Source organism: Mariniflexile sp. (assembly GCF_052728615.1).
In genome coordinates this window covers 1-23,650 of sequence record NZ_JBFVFE010000061.1, presented here as the reverse complement: position 1 = coordinate 23,650, position 23,650 = coordinate 1, and the positions used below count along the sequence as shown (strand labels likewise).

Annotated in this window: 21 protein-coding genes; 16 read left to right on the top strand and 5 right to left on the bottom strand. The window is 36.9% G+C overall.

The genetic code is table 11. The features are described from left to right. The first annotated feature begins 221 nt into the window (after nt 1-221). A complete protein-coding gene (locus tag ACU1LP_RS16585) occupies nt 222-902 on the top strand; it encodes a uracil-DNA glycosylase family protein (protein WP_445732608.1) in 681 nt (226 codons plus the stop codon). A gap of 358 nt (nt 903-1,260) precedes the next feature. Further along, nucleotides 1,261-2,622: a UDP-N-acetylmuramate--L-alanine ligase gene (locus tag ACU1LP_RS16580; protein ID WP_445736831.1), complete on the top strand. Its 1,362-nt coding sequence runs from the start codon at nt 1,261-1,263 to the stop codon at nt 2,620-2,622. A 57-nt stretch (nt 2,623-2,679) separates the two neighbouring features. Here the strand turns inward: ACU1LP_RS16580 and ACU1LP_RS16575 are convergent, their stop codons facing one another. From ACU1LP_RS16575 to ACU1LP_RS16555, 5 genes are all read right to left on the bottom strand, one after another. Next, a complete protein-coding gene (locus tag ACU1LP_RS16575; protein ID WP_445736828.1) occupies nt 2,680-2,916 on the bottom strand; it encodes a DUF2442 domain-containing protein in 237 nt (78 codons plus the stop codon). Beyond that, entirely contained in the window at nt 2,897-3,082 is a 186-nt protein-coding gene (locus ACU1LP_RS16570) for a DUF4160 domain-containing protein (protein ID WP_445736827.1), read from the bottom strand. The genes ACU1LP_RS16575 and ACU1LP_RS16570 overlap by 20 nt, the downstream gene beginning before the upstream one ends. Before the next feature lie 427 nt (nt 3,083-3,509). Next, nucleotides 3,510-4,514 carry an alpha/beta hydrolase gene (locus tag ACU1LP_RS16565; protein WP_445736826.1) on the bottom strand — a complete coding sequence of 335 codons (1,005 nt, stop codon included), beginning with the start codon at nt 4,512-4,514 and terminating at the stop codon, nt 3,510-3,512. Between the two features lie 120 nt (nt 4,515-4,634). Further along, nucleotides 4,635-5,246, bottom strand: a complete 612-nt coding sequence (gene yihA, locus ACU1LP_RS16560) for a ribosome biogenesis GTP-binding protein YihA/YsxC (RefSeq protein ID WP_445736825.1) — start codon at nt 5,244-5,246, stop codon at nt 4,635-4,637. 149 nt (nt 5,247-5,395) lie between these two features. Continuing rightward, nucleotides 5,396-6,160 carry an alpha/beta fold hydrolase gene (locus ACU1LP_RS16555; RefSeq protein ID WP_445736824.1) on the bottom strand — a complete coding sequence of 255 codons (765 nt, stop codon included), beginning with the start codon at nt 6,158-6,160 and terminating at the stop codon, nt 5,396-5,398. A gap of 291 nt (nt 6,161-6,451) precedes the next feature. Between ACU1LP_RS16555 and mraZ the strand changes: the two genes are divergently transcribed. From mraZ to ftsZ, 14 genes are all read left to right on the top strand, one after another. Next, a complete protein-coding gene (gene mraZ, locus ACU1LP_RS16550) occupies nt 6,452-6,922 on the top strand; it encodes a division/cell wall cluster transcriptional repressor MraZ (protein WP_445736823.1) in 471 nt (156 codons plus the stop codon). After that, on the top strand, nt 6,909-7,805 hold the full coding sequence (gene rsmH / locus ACU1LP_RS16545; protein WP_445736822.1) for a 16S rRNA (cytosine(1402)-N(4))-methyltransferase RsmH: 897 nt from the start codon (nt 6,909-6,911) through the stop codon (nt 7,803-7,805). The genes mraZ and rsmH overlap by 14 nt, the downstream gene beginning before the upstream one ends. A 191-nt stretch (nt 7,806-7,996) precedes the next feature. Next, nucleotides 7,997-8,314: an FtsL-like putative cell division protein gene (locus ACU1LP_RS16540; protein ID WP_445736821.1), complete on the top strand. Its 318-nt coding sequence runs from the start codon at nt 7,997-7,999 to the stop codon at nt 8,312-8,314. An 87-nt stretch (nt 8,315-8,401) separates the two neighbouring features. Beyond that, nucleotides 8,402-10,339, top strand: coding sequence for a penicillin-binding protein (locus ACU1LP_RS16535; RefSeq protein ID WP_445736830.1), 1,938 nt, complete (start codon nt 8,402-8,404; stop codon nt 10,337-10,339). Next, nucleotides 10,336-11,799: a UDP-N-acetylmuramoyl-L-alanyl-D-glutamate--2,6-diaminopimelate ligase gene (locus tag ACU1LP_RS16530; RefSeq protein ID WP_445736820.1), complete on the top strand. Its 1,464-nt coding sequence runs from the start codon at nt 10,336-10,338 to the stop codon at nt 11,797-11,799. The genes ACU1LP_RS16535 and ACU1LP_RS16530 overlap by 4 nt, the downstream gene beginning before the upstream one ends. Before the next feature lie 105 nt (nt 11,800-11,904). Further along, complete coding sequence (mraY, locus tag ACU1LP_RS16525; RefSeq protein WP_445736819.1) at nt 11,905-13,146, top strand: phospho-N-acetylmuramoyl-pentapeptide-transferase; 1,242 nt, start codon at nt 11,905-11,907, stop codon at nt 13,144-13,146. A gap of 146 nt (nt 13,147-13,292) precedes the next feature. Then, the gene (gene murD / locus ACU1LP_RS16520; protein WP_445733275.1) at nt 13,293-14,621 is read left to right on the top strand and encodes a UDP-N-acetylmuramoyl-L-alanine--D-glutamate ligase; all 1,329 of its coding nucleotides are present in this window, start codon (nt 13,293-13,295) and stop codon (nt 14,619-14,621) included. Between the two features lie 283 nt (nt 14,622-14,904). After that, the gene (locus tag ACU1LP_RS16515; protein WP_445736818.1) at nt 14,905-16,098 is read left to right on the top strand and encodes an FtsW/RodA/SpoVE family cell cycle protein; all 1,194 of its coding nucleotides are present in this window, start codon (nt 14,905-14,907) and stop codon (nt 16,096-16,098) included. A 98-nt stretch (nt 16,099-16,196) separates the two neighbouring features. After that, entirely contained in the window at nt 16,197-16,550 is a 354-nt protein-coding gene (locus ACU1LP_RS16510; protein ID WP_445735140.1) for a four helix bundle protein, read from the top strand. A gap of 3 nt (nt 16,551-16,553) precedes the next feature. Beyond that, complete coding sequence (gene murG / locus ACU1LP_RS16505) at nt 16,554-17,693, top strand: undecaprenyldiphospho-muramoylpentapeptide beta-N-acetylglucosaminyltransferase (RefSeq protein ID WP_445736817.1); 1,140 nt, start codon at nt 16,554-16,556, stop codon at nt 17,691-17,693. Nucleotides 17,694-17,767: 74 nt separating this feature from the next. Further along, nucleotides 17,768-19,111 (top strand): UDP-N-acetylmuramate--L-alanine ligase, encoded by a 1,344-nt coding sequence (gene murC / locus ACU1LP_RS16500; RefSeq protein WP_445736829.1) that lies wholly within the window; start codon nt 17,768-17,770, stop codon nt 19,109-19,111. A gap of 76 nt (nt 19,112-19,187) precedes the next feature. After that, the gene (locus ACU1LP_RS16495) at nt 19,188-19,820 is read left to right on the top strand and encodes a cell division protein FtsQ/DivIB (RefSeq protein WP_445736816.1); all 633 of its coding nucleotides are present in this window, start codon (nt 19,188-19,190) and stop codon (nt 19,818-19,820) included. Between the two features lie 3 nt (nt 19,821-19,823). Then, nucleotides 19,824-21,137 (top strand): cell division protein FtsA, encoded by a 1,314-nt coding sequence (gene ftsA / locus ACU1LP_RS16490; RefSeq protein ID WP_445736815.1) that lies wholly within the window; start codon nt 19,824-19,826, stop codon nt 21,135-21,137. A 101-nt stretch (nt 21,138-21,238) separates the two neighbouring features. Beyond that, on the top strand, nt 21,239-23,227 hold the full coding sequence (ftsZ, locus tag ACU1LP_RS16485) for a cell division protein FtsZ (RefSeq protein ID WP_445736814.1): 1,989 nt from the start codon (nt 21,239-21,241) through the stop codon (nt 23,225-23,227). Nucleotides 23,228-23,650 lie beyond the last annotated feature (423 nt).

Below are 23,650 nucleotides of genomic sequence, written 5' to 3'. Positions count from 1 at the left end.
TACTTGTTCTTTGTTGGTCATGGTTTCTTTGCAAATTACAAATTTTTTAAGAAATGGGAAATTTGTCGTGCACCCATGAACTTATTTAAACTTTTTTAATGGTCACAAAATGATTAATTTTCGCCTCAATCCAAAAAGTTTAAATGGGCTCGATTTTAAAATTGAGTTTTTTCAAGATTTAGTATTAATTAATGGGATTCCTGCTTGAGCAGGTATATGATATGTTTAAACACACCCACCCATATCCACCTTTTATTCAACCCGATACCACAAAATTAATTGTTGGTACCTTGCCACCGCCACGGTTTACAACAGGCGCGCTTTTAGAAAAAGATGTTGATTTTTGTTACGGAAGTTATTACAATTCACTTTGGTTGTTTATTGATAAAATCCATCATCTTAATTTGCGTTTTGATAACTCTGAAGAAGCCGTTGAAGAGCGTAAACAATTCTTGGCCAAGCACAAAATAGGGGTTTGCGATATTGTTGAAAGTTGCGAACGCGATAAAATTGATGCTTCCGATTTAGGCATGAAAAATGTAAAACTTAGAAACTTAATGGGTTATTTAAAGGAATACCCAAACATAGATACGCTTTTGTTCACGGGCGGAAACAGTAAAAACGGCCCAGAATATTTTTTTAGAAAACACATAAAAGAATTGGGATTAAAACTGAAATTGGTTTCAAATGAGGTGCCGCGAATTCACGAATTTGTCAATGGCAGCGCAACCAAGCAACCCGTTGGATCCTACCGAACCATTAAAACAGTTTCACTAACCTCGGTTTCTGGAGCAGCCAATATTTCAATCAGTAAAATTCCTTTGTACAAACATTTAAAAGCTAAAAACCCAGCATTCAATACCTTTGATTTTAGGGTGATGCAATATCGGGAGTTTTTATGAAGATTCGTTTAACCTTCGGTGTATGAAACGTAGCGCACAAAAGGACGCTGATCTTTCGGGTAAACACAGAGCCGAATTTTAAATTTCTATGGTTAAATTTCTTTTTTCAAATATAGCCAAATTAAAAATTTACTGGTCTCCGCAAAAAAGTATGGATATCTTCTTCGTTACCATAAAATGCGAATTGACTTCTCTTTTTGTTGAAAATTCAAATTTTCTGTTTCTCCATCAGATGTCACAATTAAAACCTCTTCTAGGAATTTCCAACAGCTACTTTGCGAGCATTCGTTTTTTTCATTAAAAAACCATTCGTGTATTCGTGGCAAAAAAACTATATTTGAACCATTCAAACAACGCCATGAACGTACATTTTATCGCCATTGGTGGCTCTGCCATGCATAATTTAGCCATCGCATTACACAATAAAGGATACCAAGTAACAGGAAGCGACGATGAAATCTTCGAACCTTCAAAATCCAGATTGAACGCTAAAGGCTTGTTGCCCGAAACGTATGGTTGGTTTCCCGAAAAAATAAATGCAAATTTAGATGCCATTGTTTTGGGAATGCACGCCAAGGCAGATAACCCCGAGTTGTTAAAAGCCCAAGAATTAAAGCTTAAAATATACAGTTACCCCGAGTTTTTATACGAACAATCGAAGCACAAAACCCGTGTGGTTATTGGTGGAAGCCACGGAAAAACCACCATTACCTCCATGATTTTACATGTGATGCATTACCATAATAAAGATGTCGATTATATGGTAGGTGCGCAATTGGAAGGTTTTGATGTGATGGTAAAACTTACCGAAACCAACGATTTTATGGTGCTTGAAGGGGATGAATATTTGAGTTCACCTATTGACAGGCGTCCGAAATTCCATTTGTACAAACCCAATATTGCCCTGTTAAGTGGCATTGCTTGGGACCACATCAACGTGTTTCCAACCTATGATAATTATGTAGAGCAGTTCCGCATTTTTGTAGATAGCATTGTTAGCGGTGGAAGTATCACTTATAATGAAGAAGACCCAGAAGTAAAACGTGTAGTTGAAGCCTCGGCAAATACCATTCGTAAATTGCCGTACCAAACACCTGAATACACGGTTGAAAACGGACAAACCTTATTGGAAACTCCTGAAGGCGAATTGCCCATTGAAGTTTTTGGAAAACATAACCTCAATAATTTAGCAGGAGCAAAATGGATTTGCCAGCACATGGGCATTGATGAAGACGATTTTTACGAAGCCATTGCCACGTTTAAAGGCGCCAGCAAACGATTGGAAAAGATAGCCGAAAGCAAAACAAGTGTGGCGTATAAGGATTTTGCACATTCGCCAAGTAAAGTAGAAGCCACTACCAATGCGGTAAAAGAGCAATATGGAAACAGAACCGTTGTGGCTTGTTTGGAGTTGCATACCTATAGCAGTTTAAATGCCGACTTTTTAAAAGAATACAAAGGCACGTTAGACGCTGCCGATGTTGCCGTTGTATTCTACTCGCCACATGCCGTTGAGATTAAAAAGCTAAAAGAAGTGACCCACCAGCAAATAGCCAATGCTTTTGAGCGCGACGACTTAATTATTTACACCAACCCAGACGATTTTAAAAATTTCCTGTTCTCACAAAATTTTGATAATAAAGCACTTTTGTTAATGAGTTCGGGTAATTATGGCGGGTTGAATTTTGATGAGGTTAAGGGGTTGATAATTCCTGCGTAGGCAGGAATCTGATTTTTAGAAGTAAAATATTATATGATTTAGATTTGTTAGTGAAATTTATTCCAATAAATTTTCAATGGAAATATCTTCATCCAATTCTTCCCAATGGATACCTTCTCCATTTCCAATAAACCGCCATTTTTTTAGTTGAACAAGAGTCGCTTGTCTTAACCTAGGAAACCATTCCAAAGGCACAGATAGTTCTCTACCATCCTCAAAGAAAACAGTCATTTTGTTTTCAGAAAAAGAAATGTCAGTTGCAAATCGTGATTTATTAACTGTTAAAATACTCATTCCATTTATTTTTAAATAGTTCTTTGTTATTTTCAACCAATTTACGAATTTCTTTCATTTCAGAGGCATTAAATTTTATTGAGCGAATCAATTCTGTGGTTTCTAAGTTAAAGCTTGCCGTTTTTATTGTCTTTCTCAATATGTATATGAATAGGCAAATGCTCATTACTATAAAAGAAAAACCGATATCCATCCTTTCGTAAAACTGTTGGCATTTTTTGGGTTATTTTTTATCTGTGTTAAGCTTTTAATTGTTACTGCAAACTAAGTTTTGCTGTGAAAATAAAATTTTAAGTTTTGTGTTTTGTTTAGCGCAACAAACTTACTAAAAACGGAACGAACCAGAGGGAAATCCTTAGGATTTTCCAAGTAGGATAGAACCAAGCAATTAATTTTATACTTTGTTGTTCAGTACATGACAAAATTAGTCAGCCTTCATTAAATGATTGTAATGTTAATGAAATTTAGACCTGTCAGGTTTTCAAAACCTCACAGGTCTAAAAACATCCAAGAACATAAAACTATTGATAATTAGTGGCTTAAAACTTATGTTTCAATTTTTGTCATGTACTTAGACTTTGTTGGCATTCGTTTTATTCTAATTTATTTATCCAATCGATAATTTTTTTAGCTGCGAAATCATCTATTTCTCTTAATAAGCTTTGTTTTGACTTGTTCCATTTTCCGTTATTTAAAGTTAAATAATGATCCAATTTGTCAATGACCTCAATATTTATAAATTCATTGTCGAATTTTTTTAACTTGGAAATTCCATTTTTTACATCGATTTGTTCATCATTTGCCCCTATAATATACAATAGCGGAATATGAATATTTTTATAATAAGACTCAGTATCCAATTTAACAAAATCAATCATATTTGGGGTTAAATATGCTTTAGAAATATAATCTGGAAATTTTAACTTTTTTCTTGCTTTTTCGCACTCTCTAATGATATTTTCATAACCATCTACAGAATGAATAATAATATTAAAAGTGTCAATTATTTTTTGAGTTTCTTTAATTGATTTTTTCCGATTCTTGAATGTTTCTACTTCAGAAACTCTATTTTTGAAATCTTCACCTGCATTAACAGGAGTTGACATTTGAATAAGAAAATCAATTGGCTGTTTGTTTTCAAATACTCCTATGGATGCCATTCCTCCTAAACTATGGCCTAAAACACCTATTTTTTTATTCTTTAATTCGTCAATACTTATCATGTGTTTTAAACAAAAATATAAGTCATCTTTTAGAGGGCTGACTTTTTGGCTATAATCTCCTTCTGATTTTCCAGTGCCTCGTTCATCGAAGCGATAAACAGCAATGTTATTTCGTAGTAAAATTTCTGTTAATTTTGAGTGAGAATATCGAGTGTCTTTTCCACTGCCTGGGATAATTATAATTAATTTGTCAAAATCCGATTTTGGAGTAATTAAGGTTCCTGAAAGTTTGAAATTTTCATCGGAATTTTCAAATTCGATTTCTTGGAAATTATAATTTTCTTTTTGAGTAATTTCTCTTTCGTAATCAAAAATAGTTTGGCTGCTTATGCTAATCGATGAAATAAATAATATTAGTAAAACTGTTTTTTTCATAATTAAAGCCAACTACAAGAATATGAAATAGTTTTAATGTTTTATACCCTACGCTAAACGAATTTAGAATTTTTTTCTAACAAAATCAAATAGAAAAACAATTACAAATAACACAAATATCTAACTCATGCTCAAATCCATATTCCCATTCAACCCATCAATATAACTCAAAACAGCCTCCTTTCCTGTTTCGTTAGATGACGAGGTAACAAAGTAGTTTGGCATGTCTTCCCAAGTTTCCAAAAGCACTTTTTTGTAGTCTTCAACATGCCTTAAAATAGCATTGGGTTTTAGTTTGTCGGCTTTGGTAAAAACAATGGAGAACGGAATGCCGTTTTCGCCCAACCACTGCATAAATTCCAGATCGATGGTTTGGGGCTCGTGGCGAATATCCACCAAAACAAAAGCGGTTACCAATTGTTCGCGCAGACTAAAATATTGGGTGATGAATTTTTGAAAGGTCTTTTTGGCATTTTTAGAAACGCGGGCATATCCGTACCCCGGTAAATCTACCAAATGCCAATTGGTATTGATCAAAAAGTGATTGATAAGTTGGGTTTTTCCGGGCCTTCCCGAAGTTTTTGCCAAACTTTTTTTGCTGGTAAGCATGTTGATGAGCGACGATTTCCCCACGTTGCTTCTACCAATAAAAGCGTATTCGGGCAACAATCCTTTGGGGCATTTAGCCACATCGGAATTACTCATTACAAATTCGGCAGATTTAATATGCATGTTTAGAGTTTTTTCATTCCCTCGGATCCCGATAGCTCCCGATAGCTATCGGGACGGGAGGGAATCTCACTAATTGAACTTCGATTTAAGTTGAAATTATTTTATCCGTTACAGTTCCCTTCCTTTTGGGAAGGGTTAGGGATGGGCTTTTATAACCCTCTCTTTTCCAACCAGCCATCAAGAATACCATTAAACTCCTCTGGTCGTTCCATCATAGCGGCATGTCCACATTTGTCAATCCAAAACAGTTCGGAATCCGGCAAAAGTGCATCAAATTCTATGGCAACATCAGGAGGCGTTACATTATCATTTTTCCCCCAAATTATACAGGTGGGAATCTTCATTTTAGGCAAATCTTTTGCCATATTATGGCGTATGGCACTTTTGGCTATGGCCAACGTTTTTATAAGTTTATTACGGTCGTTTACAGTTTCATAAACTTCATCCACAATCTCTTTAGTGGCTATTGCGGGGTCGTAAAAAACGTCTTGTGCTTTCTTTTTAATCACTTCATAATCACTTCGTTTGGTATAGCCACCGCCCATAGCACTTTCATAAAGCCCAGAACTTCCTGTAATTATAAGTGCTTTCACTTTGCTGGGATGCTGTTTGGTGTAATATAAACCTATATGCCCGCCTAATGAATTTCCTAATAAAACAACCTCGTTATAACCTTTAAACTCAATAAAGTCATGTAAATATTTTGCAAAACTTTTTACATTGGTTTTTAGTAAAGACATGGTGTAAATAGGCAACTCAGGGATGATTACTTTATACCCTTTTTGGCTAAAATAGTGGATTACGGAATCAAAATTACTTAAACCGCCCATTAACCCGTGGAGTACGATAAGTGGGGTGCCTTCACCAGCTTCGATATAGTTGTAATTCTTCTCTTTTTTTAAACGATACTTCATCAATCGGTTGTCATTGCTTTGAAACAAATATAGTTATTTCATTCATATTACAAGGATTTAATTGTAGGACTAAAATAATATTTAAAAACCGATATGTTAATAATTAAAAGCATATTTAAAGGAACGTTCTAACCTATTGATAATTAGTATGTGTGGAGATTTAGCCATAATAAAACCGCGCATTGGAGACGTTTAATCGAAAAATTATCAACAAAGTGGTATAAAGTGGTAAAAAGTGGTAAAATTTTCAATATATTTGAAACTTAAACTCTAAAAGCGCAACAAATCACATTGGACTTATTAACAGGAACATACGATTGTAAGGTGGATGCCAAAGGCAGACTCATGATGCCTGCGGCTTTAAAAAAGCAGTTGTCATCGGTGTTGCCAAATGGGTTTGTGCTGCGTCGTTCGGTGTTTCAAAAGTGTTTGGAGTTGTACCCCATGGGCGAGTGGCACGTGCTGATGCAAAAAATAAATAAGCTTAATAAGTTTAAAAAGAAGAACAACGATTTTATCCGTCGGTTTACAGCAGGTGTTAAAATGGTTGAGGTAGATGTGAACGGACGTTTGTTAATCCCAAAAGATTTGACCGTTTTTGCAAATATTTCGAAAGATATCGTCATAACATCGGCTATTAATATCATTGAAATTTGGGATAAGGATTTATACGAACAAGCCATTGACGACGCTACAATTGATTTTGCAGATTTAGCGGAAGAAGTGATGGGACAAGATAATGATGACGATGGAATATCATAACCCCGTGCTCTTAAAAGAAACCGTTGATGGATTAAATATCAATCCAGAAGGTGTTTATGTAGATGTGACTTTTGGAGGTGGCGGGCACAGTAAGGAAATGTTGAAACGATTGGGGGCTAAAGGAAAATTGTTTGCTTTCGATCAAGATCAAGATGCTCTTTTAAATACCATAGACGACGAGAGGTTTACATTGATAAACGAAAATTTTAGATACGTAAAACGCTTTTTAAGATTTTACGGTGTGAAACAAGTGGATGGCATTTTAGCAGACTTTGGGGTATCGTCGCACCAATTTGATGTTGCTGAACGGGGATTTTCAACACGCTTCGAAGCAAATTTAGACATGCGAATGAATCAGCAAAATGCACTTTCTGCTTTTGAAGTGGTAAATAAATACGACGAGGAGCAGCTCAAAAATGTGCTTTTGCTATATGGCGAGTTGCGGTCGGCTCCAGCCATGGCAAAGGTAATTGTTGATCAACGCGCATTGCAGCCCATTGTTACAAGCGAAGAACTCAAAAAGGTATTGAATAAGTTTTTGCCACCACGGCATGAAAATAAAGTGTTGGCGCAAATATATCAAGCGATCAGAATTGAGGTAAATCAGGAAATAGAAGCTTTAAAGGAATTTTTAGAACAAACACCAGATATTTTAAAACAAGGCGGAAGGCTCAGCTTAATTTCCTACCACTCGTTGGAAGATCGGTTGGTAAAACGCTTTATAAGAAATGGGATGTTTGAAGGTGAGCCAGTACGCGATATGTATGGAAATTTTGAAGTACCATTAAAAAAAGTAAATGGTTTGGTAGTGCCTTCAAAAGAAGAAATAAAAAACAATAGTAGAGCAAGAAGTGCCAAGCTTCGCATTGCTGAAAAAGTGTAGTATTTAAAACTCCTTCCCTTTTTTAAGGGAAGGTGGATTTAATTCCGTACAAGGAATTAAAGACGGAAGGGTTTTAGAATAATATTAAGTAATCAATGCTTCCCTTTGGACGGGTGTTTCAGAAAGACAGAGGGAAAAAAATTCGCGAGTTTGTGGTATAAAAAACATTCCTGCTTTAGCAGGGATAAAGAATGAAAAAAAACATCTATAAAATATTAAAAGGCACCTTTTTGGTAAGTGATGATTCCTTTAAGAATTGGAGGTTTATCATTTTCATTTCGAGCTTAACCATCGTCATGATTGCAAGCTCGCACAGTGCCGATAAAAAAGTGTACGAAATAGCAAGATTGAAAAACGAAGTGAGTGAAATGCGTTCTGCTTTTATCGATGGACGTTCAAAACTTATGAAACTTAAAATGGAATCCAATGTCATGGAGGTTATGAAAGAAAAAAATATAGCACCATCGGTGATTCCGCCAAAAAAAATAAAAGTAAAATCCCAAAAGTAAAATCGAGTTTTAGTGATAAACGACAAAAGCATATTAAACAGATTGTATTTTATAGCAGGATGTCTGTTCGTGTTCGGGCTTGCCGTCATGTTTAAACTGTTTAGCGTGCAATTTTTACAAGGCGATAAGTATCGAGCCATGGCTACCGAACGTGTTATAAAAAATGTGGTTATTCCTGCCAACAGGGGTAATGTGTATTCTGTTAAAGGAAACTTGTTGGCTACCTCAATCCCTAAATACGATATTCGTTTGGATGCCATAACACCTTCAAACAAAACATTTGAAAAGTATGTAAAACCCTTAAGTGATTCCCTCTCTCAATATTCTGGAAAACCGTCAAGCTATTATCAACAAGAAATTAGGAAGGCTCGGGCCAACAAAAACAGGTATTATTTGTTGGCTCGAAATATCGGGTATTCCGATTATACACGCTTGCGCAATTTTCCATTATTGGAATTGGGTGCCTTTAAAGGCGGCTTGATTGTAGAGCAAACTACCAAACGCGAGCATCCCATGGGTGGGATCGCGCAACGTGCCATTGGTTATGAACGTTTTGATGAAAACGGCAACGTTACCAGAGCAGGTATTGATGGTGCTTTTGGGGTAAAATATTTACGGGGAACCGATGGGCAACGCAAAAAGCAGCAAATAGGCAAGGGGCAATGGAAACCTTTAAATGATGCTAATGAAATTGACCCAAAAAACGGCTATGACGTTTATACTACTATTGATGTGAACATTCAAGATATTGCACACCACGCACTTTTAGAACAGTTGGAAAAGTATAAAGCAGACCACGGTTGCGTGGTGGTTATGGAAACCAAAACAGGCGAGATTCGAGCGATTTCAAATTTAGGAAGAAATACGGATGGCTATTATTACGAACGGTTGAATTATGCGGTGGGAGAAAGCCATGAACCAGGTTCAACCTTTAAACTAATGGCAATTACGGCGGCTTTGGAAGATAAGGTGGTTGATACCTCTACGGTTGTTGATACAAAAAATGGAAGACTCACTTTTTATGGTAAACATGTGGAAGATTCCAATCATAGAGGTTATGGTAAAATAACGCTTTCAAGGGCTTTTGAACTCTCTTCAAATACCGGGATGGTTGCTGCCATTGATGAAGCCTATAGAAAAAATCCCAGCAAATTTGTAGATAGGCTTTACGCCATGGACCTTAACAAAGGTTTGAATCTGCCCATTATAGGAGAAGGAAAGCCTATTATTCCAGACCCGAGGATTAAAAACGGACGCTGGAGTGGTATTGCCTTGCAATGGATGGCTTACGGTTATGGGGTGTCGTTTACGCCGCTTCAAACGCTCACTTTTTACAATGCCATTGCCAATAATGGTGAAATGGTAAAACCACAATTTTTAAGAGAGGTCAAAGAATTTGGCGATGTGATTGTGCCTTTTGAAAAGGAAGTCATCAATAAACAAATCTGTTCCAAAGAAACCGTTGCCAAAGTACAGCAATTACTTAAAAATGTGGTGGAAAAGAAACATGGCACCGGGCATAGATTGTATTCTGAAAATTTCTCGATGGCAGGAAAAACAGGTACCTGCCAAAAAGATTATGCCAATAAGGATAAATTGAGCTATATCTCCTCGTTTGCTGGTTATTTTCCTGCGGAAAATCCTAAATATTCATGCATTGTGGTAATCCACGAACCCGATAAAAGTGTGGGGTATTACGGTGCCGATGTATCAGGGCCTGTGTTCAAAAAAATAGCCCAAAAAATATTTACCGACACCCCCATTGTGGATGAAATCAAATCTTTAAATGTTAAAGTGGCTTCCGTAGAAAAAGAATATGAAAGCTTTTATAATGTGGCACAAACCTATAAAACCATCATGCCAAATCTCATAGGTTTGCCCGCAATGGACGCTTTGGCACTGTTGGAAAATATGCAGGTAAAAGTAAAAGTAAAATTAGAAGGTAGCGGGATTGTTAAAAAGCAATCCATCGAACAAAATATAAAATTAAAGAATAACCAAACAGTCGTTTTATCAGCTTCATGATCGCATTAAAAGACATATTATATAAAGTGACCATTAATGCCGTGGCAGGATCTACCAGCGTTCCATTGAATGCAATAGATTTTGATTCCAGAAATATTAAAAGCGGTGATGTTTTTGTGGCTATTAAAGGCAGTATTTCCGATGGGCATACATTTATTGATGTTGCTATAAAGCAAGGGGCTGTGGCTGTTATTTGCGAAAAAATGCCCGAAAAACTGGCCGATGGCGTTACGTATGTTGAGGTGGATAATTCCAATAAAGCATTGGCGTTTATGGCTTCCAATTTTTATGGCAATCCATCAGAAAATTTAAAGCTTGTAGGCGTTACCGGAACTAACGGAAAAACTACGGTGGCGAGTTTACTGTATCAGTTGTTTAAAAAAGCGGGTTACAAAGTGGGCTTGTTATCTACCGTAAAAATTATGGTGGATACTATGGAGCACAAAGCAACCCATACAACGCCCGATTCCTTAACCATTAATAAGTATTTGAATGACATGAATGTGGCAGGTGTGGAGTTTTGCTTTATGGAAGTGAGCTCGCACGGAATCCATCAATACAGAACGGAAGGTTTGCGTTTTGAAGGCGGTATTTTTACCAATCTTTCGCATGACCATCTCGATTATCACAACACGTTTGCAGAATATCGTGATGTAAAGAAATCGTTTTTCGATGGGCTTCCCGAAAAAGCATTTGCACTTGTAAACATTGATGATAAAAACGGTCTGGTCATGTTGCAAAACACAAAGGCTAGAAAATATACCTACGCTTTAAAAAGTTATGCCGATTATAAATCGCAAATACTTGAAAACCAATTCGGAGGACTTTTGTTAAAAATAAATGATGGGGAAGTTTGGACACGCCTCGTCGGAAACTTTAATGCCTATAATATTTTGGCAATTTACGCTACTGCGGAATTATTAGGGCTTGAGAAAGTAGAGATCCTGCGGTTGATAAGCGAATTGGAAAGTGTCAGCGGCCGGTTTCAGTATATCATTTCAAACAAAAAAATCACCGCTATTGTTGATTATGCCCACACGCCCGATGCCCTTCAAAATGTATTGGAAACCATTAACAGCATTCGCACTAAAAACGAAGAATTGATAACGGTAGTTGGTTGTGGTGGCGATAGGGATAAAACCAAGCGCCCAAAAATGGGGCATATAGCTACTGCTTTGAGTTCCAAGGTTATTTTCACGAGTGATAACCCGCGAAGTGAAAATCCAGAAACCATATTAAAAGAAATTGAAAAAGGCGTAGAGCCCCAAAATTATAAAAAAGCATTGACCATAACCGATAGAGCCCAAGCCATAAAAACGGCCTGCCAAATGGCACAGCCAAACGACATTATTCTTATAGCGGGAAAAGGACATGAAACCTATCAGGAAATAAAAGGCGAACGCTTTGATTTTGATGATTTTAAACTAGTACAAGAAATTTTAAACCAATTAAAAAAATAGAAAAGTTAAGTCGTTTGTTGTGAGGTTGTTAAGATAATTTTACAACCCAACAACAAACAACCCAACAACAAACAACCCAACAACAAACAACCCAACAACAAACAAATGTTATACTACCTATTCGATTATTTAGAAAAGCAATTCCAGATTCCTGGAGCATCGCTCTTTGGGTTCATTACCTTTAGAGCAGCCACAGCCATGATTTTGTCATTGTTAATTTCTACTATTTACGGAAAGCGTATCATTCGTTTTTTACAAAAGCAACAAGTGGGCGAAACTATTAGGGATTTAGGTTTGGAAGGCCAACAAGAAAAAGCCGGCACGCCAACCATGGGTGGTATTATCATTATTCTAGCCACCTTGATACCTGTATTATTGTTGTCAAAATTAGATAATGTATATGTGATATTACTGATTATTACCACGTTATGGATGGGAACGATTGGTTTTATAGACGATTACATTAAGAAGTTTAAAAAAGACAAAGAAGGATTAAAAGGACGCTTTAAAGTGATGGGACAAATCGGTTTGGGAATTATCGTGGGTGCCACGTTATATTTTAGTCCCCACGTTACCATCAAGGAGAAATTGCCTATTGAGATTCGACAAAAAATGTTGGCAGATGACCCAAATATTTCTCCAACAAAACTTTTTAAAGAAGAAGTAAAGTCCACCAAAACAACCATTCCTTTTGTAAAAGGGAATGAGTTTGATTATGCCAATATCATAACATGGGTAAGTCCGAAACTGGATAAATATGCCTGGATCATATTCATTCTTATATCCATAATTATTATTACTGCTGTTTCAAACGGAGCAAACCTTACTGATGGGATCGATGGATTGGCAGCAGGAACTTCGGCCATCATCGTGCTTACTTTAGGGATTTTTGCTTGGGTGTCCGGTAATATCATTTTCTCAGATTATCTCAATATTATGTACATCCCAAGGGTAGAGGAAATTACCATTTATATCACCGCTTTTGTGGGAGCACTTATTGGGTTTTTATGGTACAACACCTATCCCGCAACCGTTTTTATGGGCGATACAGGTAGTTTAACAATTGGCGGCATAATAGCGGTCATAGCCATTGCGGTTCGTAAAGAGTGGCTCATTCCAGTGCTGTGCGGTATATTTTTAGCAGAAAATTTATCGGTAATCATGCAAGTGGGCTGGTTTAAATACACCAAGAAAAAATATGGTAAGGGACGGCGTATTTTCAAAATGTCGCCCTTGCATCACCATTATCAAAAATCGGGATATCATGAAAGTAAAATTGTTACCCGTTTTTGGATTGTGGGCATTTTACTGGCTATTATTTCAATAGTGACATTAAAAATTAGATAACCGGATTTACGAATGACGATTTTAGATTTACGATTAAGTATGAATAGAAATTTTAAAATATTGGATTGTTTTTTTGGAATTTGGAATTTCAGCATTGGAATTTTAATTAAAGGATGTCGTAAATCGTAATTCTAAAATCGTAAATCATGAGATTAGTCATATTAGGAGGCGGAGAAAGTGGTGTAGGAACGGCACTTTTAGGAAAAGCAAAAGGCTATGAGGTTTTTGTTTCCGATAAGGGAAAAATAAAAGAAAAATATAAAGAAGTTCTTGTACATAATGAGATTGAATGGGAAGATGAAAAGCATACGGAAAAAAAAATCCTGAATGCCGACATCCTAATGAAAAGCCCGGGAATTCCTGATAAAGCACCTTTGGTAAAACAGATTCGCGAAAAAGGAATTTCAGTGGTTTCAGAAATTGAATTCGCTTCTAAGTTTACCAACGCTACCATTGTTGGTATTACAGGAAGCAATGGTAAAACAACCACAGCAACCTTAACCCACCATATTTTAAAACAAGAATTGAATGTTGGGTTGGCGGGAAACATTGGCGACAGTTTTGCAAAACAAATTCTGGAAAAAAATTACCCTAATTATGTGTTGGAAATAAGCAGTTTTCAGTTAGATGATATTGTTGATTTTAAACCCCATATAGCGGTAATCACAAATATTACACCCGATCATTTAGATCGGTACGATTACAAATTAGAGAATTATATCGTTTCAAAATTCAGAATAGCTGAAAATCAAACAAAAGACGATTATTTGATTTATGATGCCGATGATGACATTTTAACAAATTGGTTAAAAAACCACCCAGTTCAATCCACATTATTGCCATTTTCATTGGTTAAAAAAATAGAAAATGGTGCGTATTTAGACAAACAGAATATAATAATAACAATAAATAACAACCAAATAATCATGCCAACATCAAGTCTTACTTTAGAAGGAAACCACAACATTAAAAATGCGATGGCTGCTTCTACTGTGGCTCATTTATTAAAAATCAGGAAACAGATGATTCGCGAAAGTTTAGAGAATTTTCAAGGCGTTGAGCATCGTTTGGAGCAGGTTCTTAAAATCAATAAAGTTCAGTATATAAACGATTCAAAAGCAACCAATGTCAATGCAACCTATTATGCTTTGGAAAGTATGGATGCGCCAACCGTTTGGATTGTTGGTGGGGAAGATAAAGGCAATAATTATGAGGAGTTGTTTCCTTTTGTAAACGAAAAAGTGAAAGCTATTATTTGTTTGGGCGTAGATAATGAAAAACTTATAAACGCCTTTGGAAACATGGTTGATGTTATTGTTGAGACCCAATTTATGGGTGAAGCGGTAAAAATAGCATACAAAATTGCTGAATCTGGTGATAATGTATTGCTGTCGCCTGCCTGTGCAAGTTTTGATTTGTTTGAAGACTATGAAGACCGAGGGCGCCAATTTAAAGATGCTGTAAGGAATTTGTAAAAAAAGTCCATCTTAATCTTCCCAAAGGGAAGAAACGGTTGTGGAAAATTAACTGAATTAATCCTGCAAGGTTTTAAAAACCTTGTAGGTATTATAAAATAAATAAAAATAAAGTAATTAATAACTCCTTCCCTTTTTTTAAGGGAAGGTGGATTTATTCCGATTTTTTTCGGAATAAAGACGGAAGGGTATAAAATCCAAACATGCTAAACGATATGATATTCGTTGCTATAAAAAAATATAACTAATTAAAATGAGATTCCTGCCTACGCAGGAATAAGAAATGCAAACACTATTCAATAACATAAAAGGAGACCGGTTAATTTGGGCCATTGTTGCTTTATTGGCCATTGTGTCCTTCTTGCCTGTTTATAGTGCAGCCAGTAACCTCGCCTATAAAAATGGTGGCGGGAGTACTTTTGCGTTTTTGATTAAACATTTGGTTCACTTGTCATTGGGGTTTGCCATTATGTATGGGGTTCATAAAATTCCGTATCGGTATTTTAAAGGTTTGTCATTGGTGATGATTCCTGTGGTGTTGGTGTTATTAGGAATTACCATGCTTCAAGGAACGACTATTGAAGGGGCCAATGCCAGTAGATGGATCCAGATTCCTATTGTAGGGGTGTCGTTTCAAACATCAACTTTCGCATCGGTCGTATTAATGGTGTATGTAGCGCGGTATATGTCGAAAATAAAAGATAAGGAAATCACTTTTAAAAGTTCCATTTTACCACTTTGGATGCCTGTTTTTTTGGTATTGGCTCTTATATTGCCATCCAACTTTTCAACAGCGGCCATTATATTTTTAATGGTGCTCATCTTGGTTTTTCTAGGCGGTTATCCCCTTCGATATATGGGAATCATTCTAGGGTTGGGAGTGATTGCTTTAGTGCTTTTTGTAATGGTGGCAAAATTAACTTCCGGCCCATTAAATGTAAAAGTGGAAACTTGGGAAAATAGAATTAAAAATTTTTCAAACAATGAAGATACTGAAGCCGATTATCAAATTGAGAAAGCTAAAATAGCCATTGCAACGGGAGGTATTCAAGGTGTTGGCCCTGGAAAAAGCATTCAAAAGAATTTTTTGCCACAATCGTCATCCGATTTCATTTTTGCCATTATTATTGAGGAATACGGCATTATTGGAGGTTCTTTCATCATGATTCTTTACATGTGGTTTTTGTTTAGAATTGTGATTGTTGCCCAAAAATCGGATACCATCTTTGGTAAATTATTGGTGCTGGGCGTTGGGTTGCCCATTGTGTTTCAAGCATTGATTAATATGGCTGTTGCTGTGGAATTATTTCCGGTTACAGGGCAAACATTGCCATTAATCAGTAGTGGTGGAACTTCTATTTGGATGACCTCTTTAGCCATAGGAATCATATTAAGTGTGAGTGCAAAACGGGAAGAAATCAAGGAACAGGAAACGATGGATGAAAATCCGTTGGAAATCCTTTCTGAAGCGATTTAAAAAGAATTACGATTGACGATTTTGGATTTACGAATTAGTATAAATGAAACATCAGAATTAGATTTTATCATACAACTTAAACAAAATAATAGAGGCAGATGAAAGAAGTATTAAAAAATAGAACTAAAAGATTTGCATCAGATTGTTGGCGCTTGTGTGCTAAATTCCCTGTTTCAAGAGAATATAATGCGTTTTGTAACCAATTAATAAGATGTTCAAGTTCTGTTGGCGCAAATTATAGAGCTGCTTGTAGAGCAAAATCAGATGCAGATTTTATAAATAAGCTTAAAATAGTCGAAGAAGAAGCAGATGAAAGTATGTATTTCTTAGAATTGTTTTTAGAAATAAGTAATACCGAGCATGTGGAGTTAAAAAGATTGCATGTAGAAGCTAATGAGTTATTATCAATTGTTGTAGCGTCAATTAAGACTATGCGCAATCGTAAATCGTAAATCGTGAATCGTAAATCAAAAACATATAGAATCATATTATCTGGCGGCGGTACTGGCGGACATATCTATCCTGCCATCGCCATTGCAAACGAATTAAAATCACGTTTTCCAGATGCTGAGTTTTTATTTGTTGGCGCTAAGGACAGAATGGAAATGGAAAAAGTGCCACAAGCGGGCTATGAAATAAAAGGACTTTGGATTTCTGGGATTCAGCGGGAATTGACATTGAAAAACCTCATGTTTCCACTTAAACTGATCAGCAGCTTGCGGGATGCCAGAAGAATAGTAAGATCTTTTAAACCAGATGTGGCCATCGGTACAGGTGGTTTTGCCAGTGGCCCTTTGTTGCAAGTGGCTGCATTGAAAAAAATACCCTGTTTAATACAGGAACAGAATTCCTATCCGGGGATTACCAATAAAGTATTGGGTAAAAGAGCTCAGAAAATTTGTGTTGCTTATGATGGTTTGGAACGTTTTTTCCCAAAAGATAAAATAATAAAAACAGGCAACCCAGTCCGCAAAGATTTGTTGGATATTGAAACGAAAACGGTTGAAGCCAAAAACTTTTTCGATTTAAAACATGGAAAATATACGCTTTTGGTAATGGGTGGAAGTTTGGGGTCGAGACGTATCAACCAGCTTATCGAGAAAGAACTGGACTTTTTAGATACCAAAAACGTTCAAGTAATATGGCAATGCGGGAAGTTGTATTACAGTCAGTTTAAAATTTATAGCCATACCAATAACGTACAGGTTCATGAGTTTATAAATAATATGGATTTGGCTTATGCAGCGGCAGATATTATTATTTCACGCGCCGGTGCCAGTTCGGTGTCCGAGCTTTGCATCGTAAGTAAACCGGTCATTTTTGTGCCGTCGCCCAATGTTGCCGAAGACCATCAAACAAAAAATGCTATGGCCATTGTAGATAAAGAGGCAGCCATGATCATTAAAGAAGAAGATTTGGATGCTGATTTTGAAAATAAATTTTCACAACTTATCGCATCGCCAGAGAAACAAAAGAAATTAAGCGATAACATAAAAAAATTAGCATTGGTTGATGCTACAAATCACATAGCGGATGAAGTTGAAAAACTTTTAAGCCCATCTTCCGTCTTCCCGAAGGGAAGAAACCAAAAATGAATATGAATAACAACGGTAATAACATATCAAACAATGATAAGGCCCTTCCCTTTGGAGTCCCGATAGCTATCGGGATGGGATGGGCAAACATCTATTTCATCGGCATTGGCGGCATCGGCATGAGTGCTTTGGCACGCTATTTTGTTGCAAACGGAAAAGTGGTGGCAGGATATGATAAAACGCCTTCTGAAATAACGGATGGTTTAGTGGCTTTAGGTATTGAAGTCCATTTTGAGGATGCGGTTAAAAACATTCCACCATCTTGCTTAAATAAAGAAACCACTTTGGTTGTTTACACGCCCGCCATTCCGAAAGGGCACTTGGAGTTTGAATATTTTAAAAACAATGGTTTTCAAATTTTAAAACGTTCCCAAATTTTAGGCTTGATTACCGAAAATACCTTTTGTTTAGCGGTTGCCGGTACGCATGGAAAAACCACCACCTCAAGCATTTTAGGACATTTGCTGAATGAATGCAATGTGCCTTTAACAGCTTTTTTAGGAGGCATTTGCGAAAATTACAATTCTAATTTAATACTTAACGGCACAGAGGTTTCGGTGGTGGAGGCTGATGAGTTTGACCGTTCATTTTTAACCTTATCGCCAAATTTGGCTTGTATTACCTCTATGGATGCCGATCATTTGGATATTTATGGAGATGCTTCGGAATTGGTAAAATCATTTGAAGATTTTTCAAAAAGACTAAAACCCAACGGAAAATTGTTCGTCCGTAATGGTCTGCCAATTCAAGGTATTACTTACGGTATTGAGGATGATTCCGATTATTCGGTTCAAAATATAAAAATAGAAAATGGCACCTATGTTTTTGATGTGAAAACGCCAAAAACAGTGCTCGAAAATTTAAAATTTAACCTACCGGGCAGGCACAATCTGTCTAATGCACTAATAGCCTTGGCGATGGCTGTAGAATATGGTTGCCCTTACCGGCAGCTCGCCAATGCATTAGCGTCCTTTAAAGGCGTAAAGCGTCGATTTACCTATCAAATTAAAACAGAAGATTTCGTTTATATTGATGATTATGCGCATCATCCCGAGGAAATAAATGCGGTGCACCAAGCGGTTCGGGAAATGTATCCGAATAAAAAAGTGTTGGCCATTTTCCAACCCCATTTATTCAGTAGAACCCGCGATTTTATTGACGATTTTGCCAAAAGTCTGTCGCAGTTTGACGAGGTGTTGTTGTTGGATATCTATCCAGCAAGGGAATTACCCATGGAAGGCGTCACATCAGCGTGGTTATTGAGTAAAATGACCAATGAAAACAAACAATTGGTAACTAAAGCAGATTTGCTGAAAAAAATCCACGAAAGTGAAGCCCAAATTGTATTGACCATTGGTGCGGGAGATATTGGAGAAGAAGTGAAACATATTAAAAAAGAATTCAGTCTTGAAAATTAATTGGAATTACATAAAGATGATGGTTTTGATGGGGTTGGTAATCTTCTTGTATTCCTTTGCCTCAAAAAGAAATTCTGTGAGGCCTGTTTCAATGCCCCATGTTGAATTTATTGGAGAAAGCAACTTGTTTATAACCAATGAAAATGTTAGTAAATTGTTAATACAAAATTTCCGGGGTGTTAAAAATGTACCTAAAGAAACTTTAGCTTTGAATGCGTTAGAGATTGCCCTGAAATCTAATCCCATGATAAAATCTGCGGAAGTGTATGTTACTGTAAATGGCACACTTAAAGCGGAAATAGAACAAAAAACCCCTATTGCACGAGTAAGCACCAATGCGTCTTATTACATCGATAGCGATGGTTTTTTCATGCCGCTGTCCAGCAATTTTTCTGCGAGAGTGCCATTGGTTACCGGTTATGTTGAAAAAAACAATTTAAAGAGCATCTTTACAGTTGCAAATAAAATTAAGGAAGATGAATTCTTAAAGAAACATGTTATAGAAATCCATCAAGGTTTTGATGGTGTGATTTATTTGAAACTTAGACAGTGCCATTTTTTAGTTCAGTTGGGAGATGTGGGGTTTTTAGATAAAAAAATCAATAACCTAAAAGCGTTTTATCAAGAAAGCATCAAAGAAGAAACGCTTGATAATTATAGTAAAGTCAATTTGCAGTTTGATAACCAAGTAGTATGTACCAAAATATAAGCCATGGAGCATAATTTAGCAGTAGGATTAGACATAGGGACCACAAAAATTGTGGCTATGATTGGTCGCAAAAACGAGTACGGTAAAGTCGAAATTTTGGGCATTGGCAAGTCTAAAAGTTTGGGCGTACATCGTGGCGTGGTTAACAATATTACACAAACCATCCAATCCATACAGCAAGCGGTACAAGAGGCAGAGGCGGCTTCGGATATTAAGATTGAAGGCGTTACCGTGGGTATTGCTGGTCAACATATACGCAGTTTGCAACACAGCGATTACATAACCAGGGCAAATTCTGAAACGGTTATTGATGAAGAGGATATTGACCGACTTATAAACCAAGTGCATAAGTTGGTGATGCTTCCCGGGGAAGAGATCATTCACGTATTGCCACAAGAATATAAGGTGGATGGTCAAGGTGAAATAAAAGAGCCCATTGGGATGTACGGTGGCCGATTGGAAGCCAATTTCCATGTGGTTGTGGGGCAAGTGTCCTCTATAAGAAATGTGGGGCGATGCATTCAAAGTTCAGGGTTGAATTTAGAAGGCATCACGTTGGAACCATTGGCATCGGCAAATGCGGTGTTAAGTCAGGAAGAAAAAGAAGCAGGCGTCGCGTTGATTGATATAGGAGGTGGCACCACCGATTTGGCCATTTTTAGGGACGGCATCATCCGTCATACCGCGGTGATTCCTTTCGGAGGCAATGTAATCACTGAAGATATTAAAGAAGGTTGTTCCATTATAGAAAAGCAAGCGGAATTATTAAAGATAAAATTTGGATCGGCATGGCCTGGGGAAAATAAGGATAACGAAATTGTATCGATCCCAGGTTTACGGGGTAGGGAACCCAAGGAGATAACCCTTAAAAACCTCTCAAAAATAATCCATGCGCGTATTGTTGAAATCATTGAGCAAGTGTATGTGGAAATTAAAAACTACGGGCACGAGGAGCAAAAGAAAAAGCTCATTGCAGGTATTGTTTTGACAGGTGGTGGTGCCCAATTAAAGCATTTAAAACAGTTGGTGGAGTATATAACCGGCATGGATACCAGAATAGGCTACCCCAACGAACATTTGGCGGGCGATAGCGATGAGGATGTTACAAGCCCATTATATGCCACGGCAGTTGGTTTGGTTTTGGATGGTTTAAAACGCAACGAGCGCAAAAAGATCGAGCAGCAAGAGAAAAAACAAGCTGCTAAAGAAGAGGAAAAACCAATTGAGGAAATTAAAGAAAAACCGTTAAAGGAGCGCCGTTCTTTTCTGGACAAATTAACAGAGCGTGTTAAAGATTTTTTAGACAACGCAGAGTGACAAAATATACATCATATTAAATAATTTTTAATTAGGCCTTTCTCTCCCTTTGGGAGAGATGTCCCAAAGAGACAGAGAGGGCTACCAGTAAAACAGAATTTATGAGCAGCAAAAAAGAATTCGCAAGTATCGCATTTGATTTACCTAAAAACCAATCAAATGTCATTAAGGTTATTGGTGTGGGCGGTGGCGGCAGCAATGCCATAAACCACATGTTCCAACAAGGCATTAAAGGAGTCGATTTTTACATCTGTAATACAGATGCACAAGCGCTTCAAAACAGTGGCGTGCCAAACAAAATCCAGTTGGGTTTAAATTTAACCGAAGGATTGGGCGCGGGAGCCAACCCACATGTTGGCGAGCAATCTGCTGTGGAAAGTTTCGAGGATATTTCGACCATGCTTGACACCAATACCAAAATGGTTTTCATTACCGCAGGTATGGGAGGCGGAACAGGTACCGGTGCTGCTCCTATTATTGCTAAAATGGCTAAAGATTTGGATATCTTAACGGTAGGAATCGTTACGATGCCATTTCAGTTTGAAGGCAAAATGCGTATTGAACAAGCTCAAATTGGTATTGAGAATTTAAGAAACGTAGTCGATTCGTTAATCGTAATAAATAACAACAAACTTCGTGAAGTGTATGGCAATCTTGGTTTTAAAGCAGGATTCTCTAAAGCCGATGAAGTGCTATCTACCGCTGCTCGTGGTATCGCCGAAGTTATTACGCACCACTACACGCAAAACATCGATTTACGCGATGCCAAAACCGTATTGAGCAATAGTGGCACCGCCATTATGGGGTCGGCATTGGCATCAGGGGAAAGTCGTGCGCAAGATGCTATCCGTAAAGCCTTGGATTCGCCATTGTTGAACGATAATAAAATTACCGGAGCTAAAAATGTATTGCTGCTAATAGTTTCAGGAACCCATGAAATTACCATTGATGAAATAGGTGAAATAAACGATCACATCCAAAATGAAGCAGGCCATGGCGCCAATATTATTATGGGGGTTGGTGAAGATGAAAGTTTAGAAGAATCCATCGCTGTAACCATTATTGCTACGGGTTTCAATATAGAACAACAGGACGAAATTTCCAATACCGAAACTAAAAAAGTAGTCCATTCACTTATTAGTGAAGATTTAGATATTCGTTCTAAAGAAAAAGAACCAGCTATTATTGCCCCAATCATCGAGTTAAAAGAGAAGAAAGAAACTCCTATAGTTAAACATACTTTAGATTTCGATTTAGAAGATGACAAGCCTTTTAAATTTGAGAAAACGGTTGTAAACAAGGATAAAACAAACAAACATTCAACCAACCATATAGATTTAATACCCACTTCTCAACTTATAAAAAACATTAAAGTTGTTTATGAAGATGTGCGTGCAAACGTTCAGCAAGAAGATGATTTTATCATTAAACCGGTTACCAGAATGTCTAAAGCGGATAAGGATATTGCCGATATAGAAGTAGTTTCAGATTATATGGAAGAAGAAAAGCAAATTACTTTAACTTTCGATTTACCATTATATACCAAGGATAGGGGTGAAGAAGAAGATAGCATGTCATTTGAATTTGATGATCATGTTAAGAAAATTTCCGTAAATGATTATGTAGAGTTAATACCGGTTAACGAAACGAATGAAAAAGGAGATATTCGCTATGCGTTGGAAGATTACATTGAACTGGAATCGTCCATGAACAAAAAGCAGGTGGAAACTAAAGAAATGTTGGAGGAATTGGATCAAGAAATCGTGTTTGAAAAGAAAGTTGTAAAAGCACCGGTTCAAGAAACAATTACCGATGAAGAAGTAGACCCAATGAACAGTCCCATTTCAGAGATCCTTAAAGAACGCGCCGAAGAACGCCGGCGCAAAATGAAGGACTTCAACTATAAATTCAACAACGCAAAAATTGATGATATAGAAAAAGTGCCTGCTTACAGGCGTCAAGGCATCCATTTGGATGATGCCAAACATTCGTCTGAAACTGATATGTCAAGATCAAGTATTGGATTGGATGAAAATGACGATATTCAAATAAGAAGCAATAATTCGTTTTTACACGATAATGTAGATTAAAATATACTGGCATAACTTGGTTATGAACCCGAGAAGCATCCCCTCAGCTTTTCGGGTTTTTAATTCCTGCAAAAGCAGGAATCTCTAAAATTGCACTTTTTATTAACATTTATTGGTCTCACATGTAGTTAAAACTATGTGCCTTAGTGCATTTCGCTTTAGCTTCTAAAAATTTTTAACCGCGAATTGCTTCGCCTATTCGCTATCGCTCGGGGCGCAAATTAATTATCACAGTTTTATGTGTTTTTTTTTTTGAATTTCACGAAGCAGACTTATAGTCTGCGAACCAAACCTATGGACTTTTAGTCCATAGTGGTTTAGTTTTGTCATTTATGCTAGACAGGAAGGGTGCACGACAAATTTCCCATTTCTTAAAAAATTTGTAATTTGCAAAGAAACCATGACCAACAAAGAACAAGTATT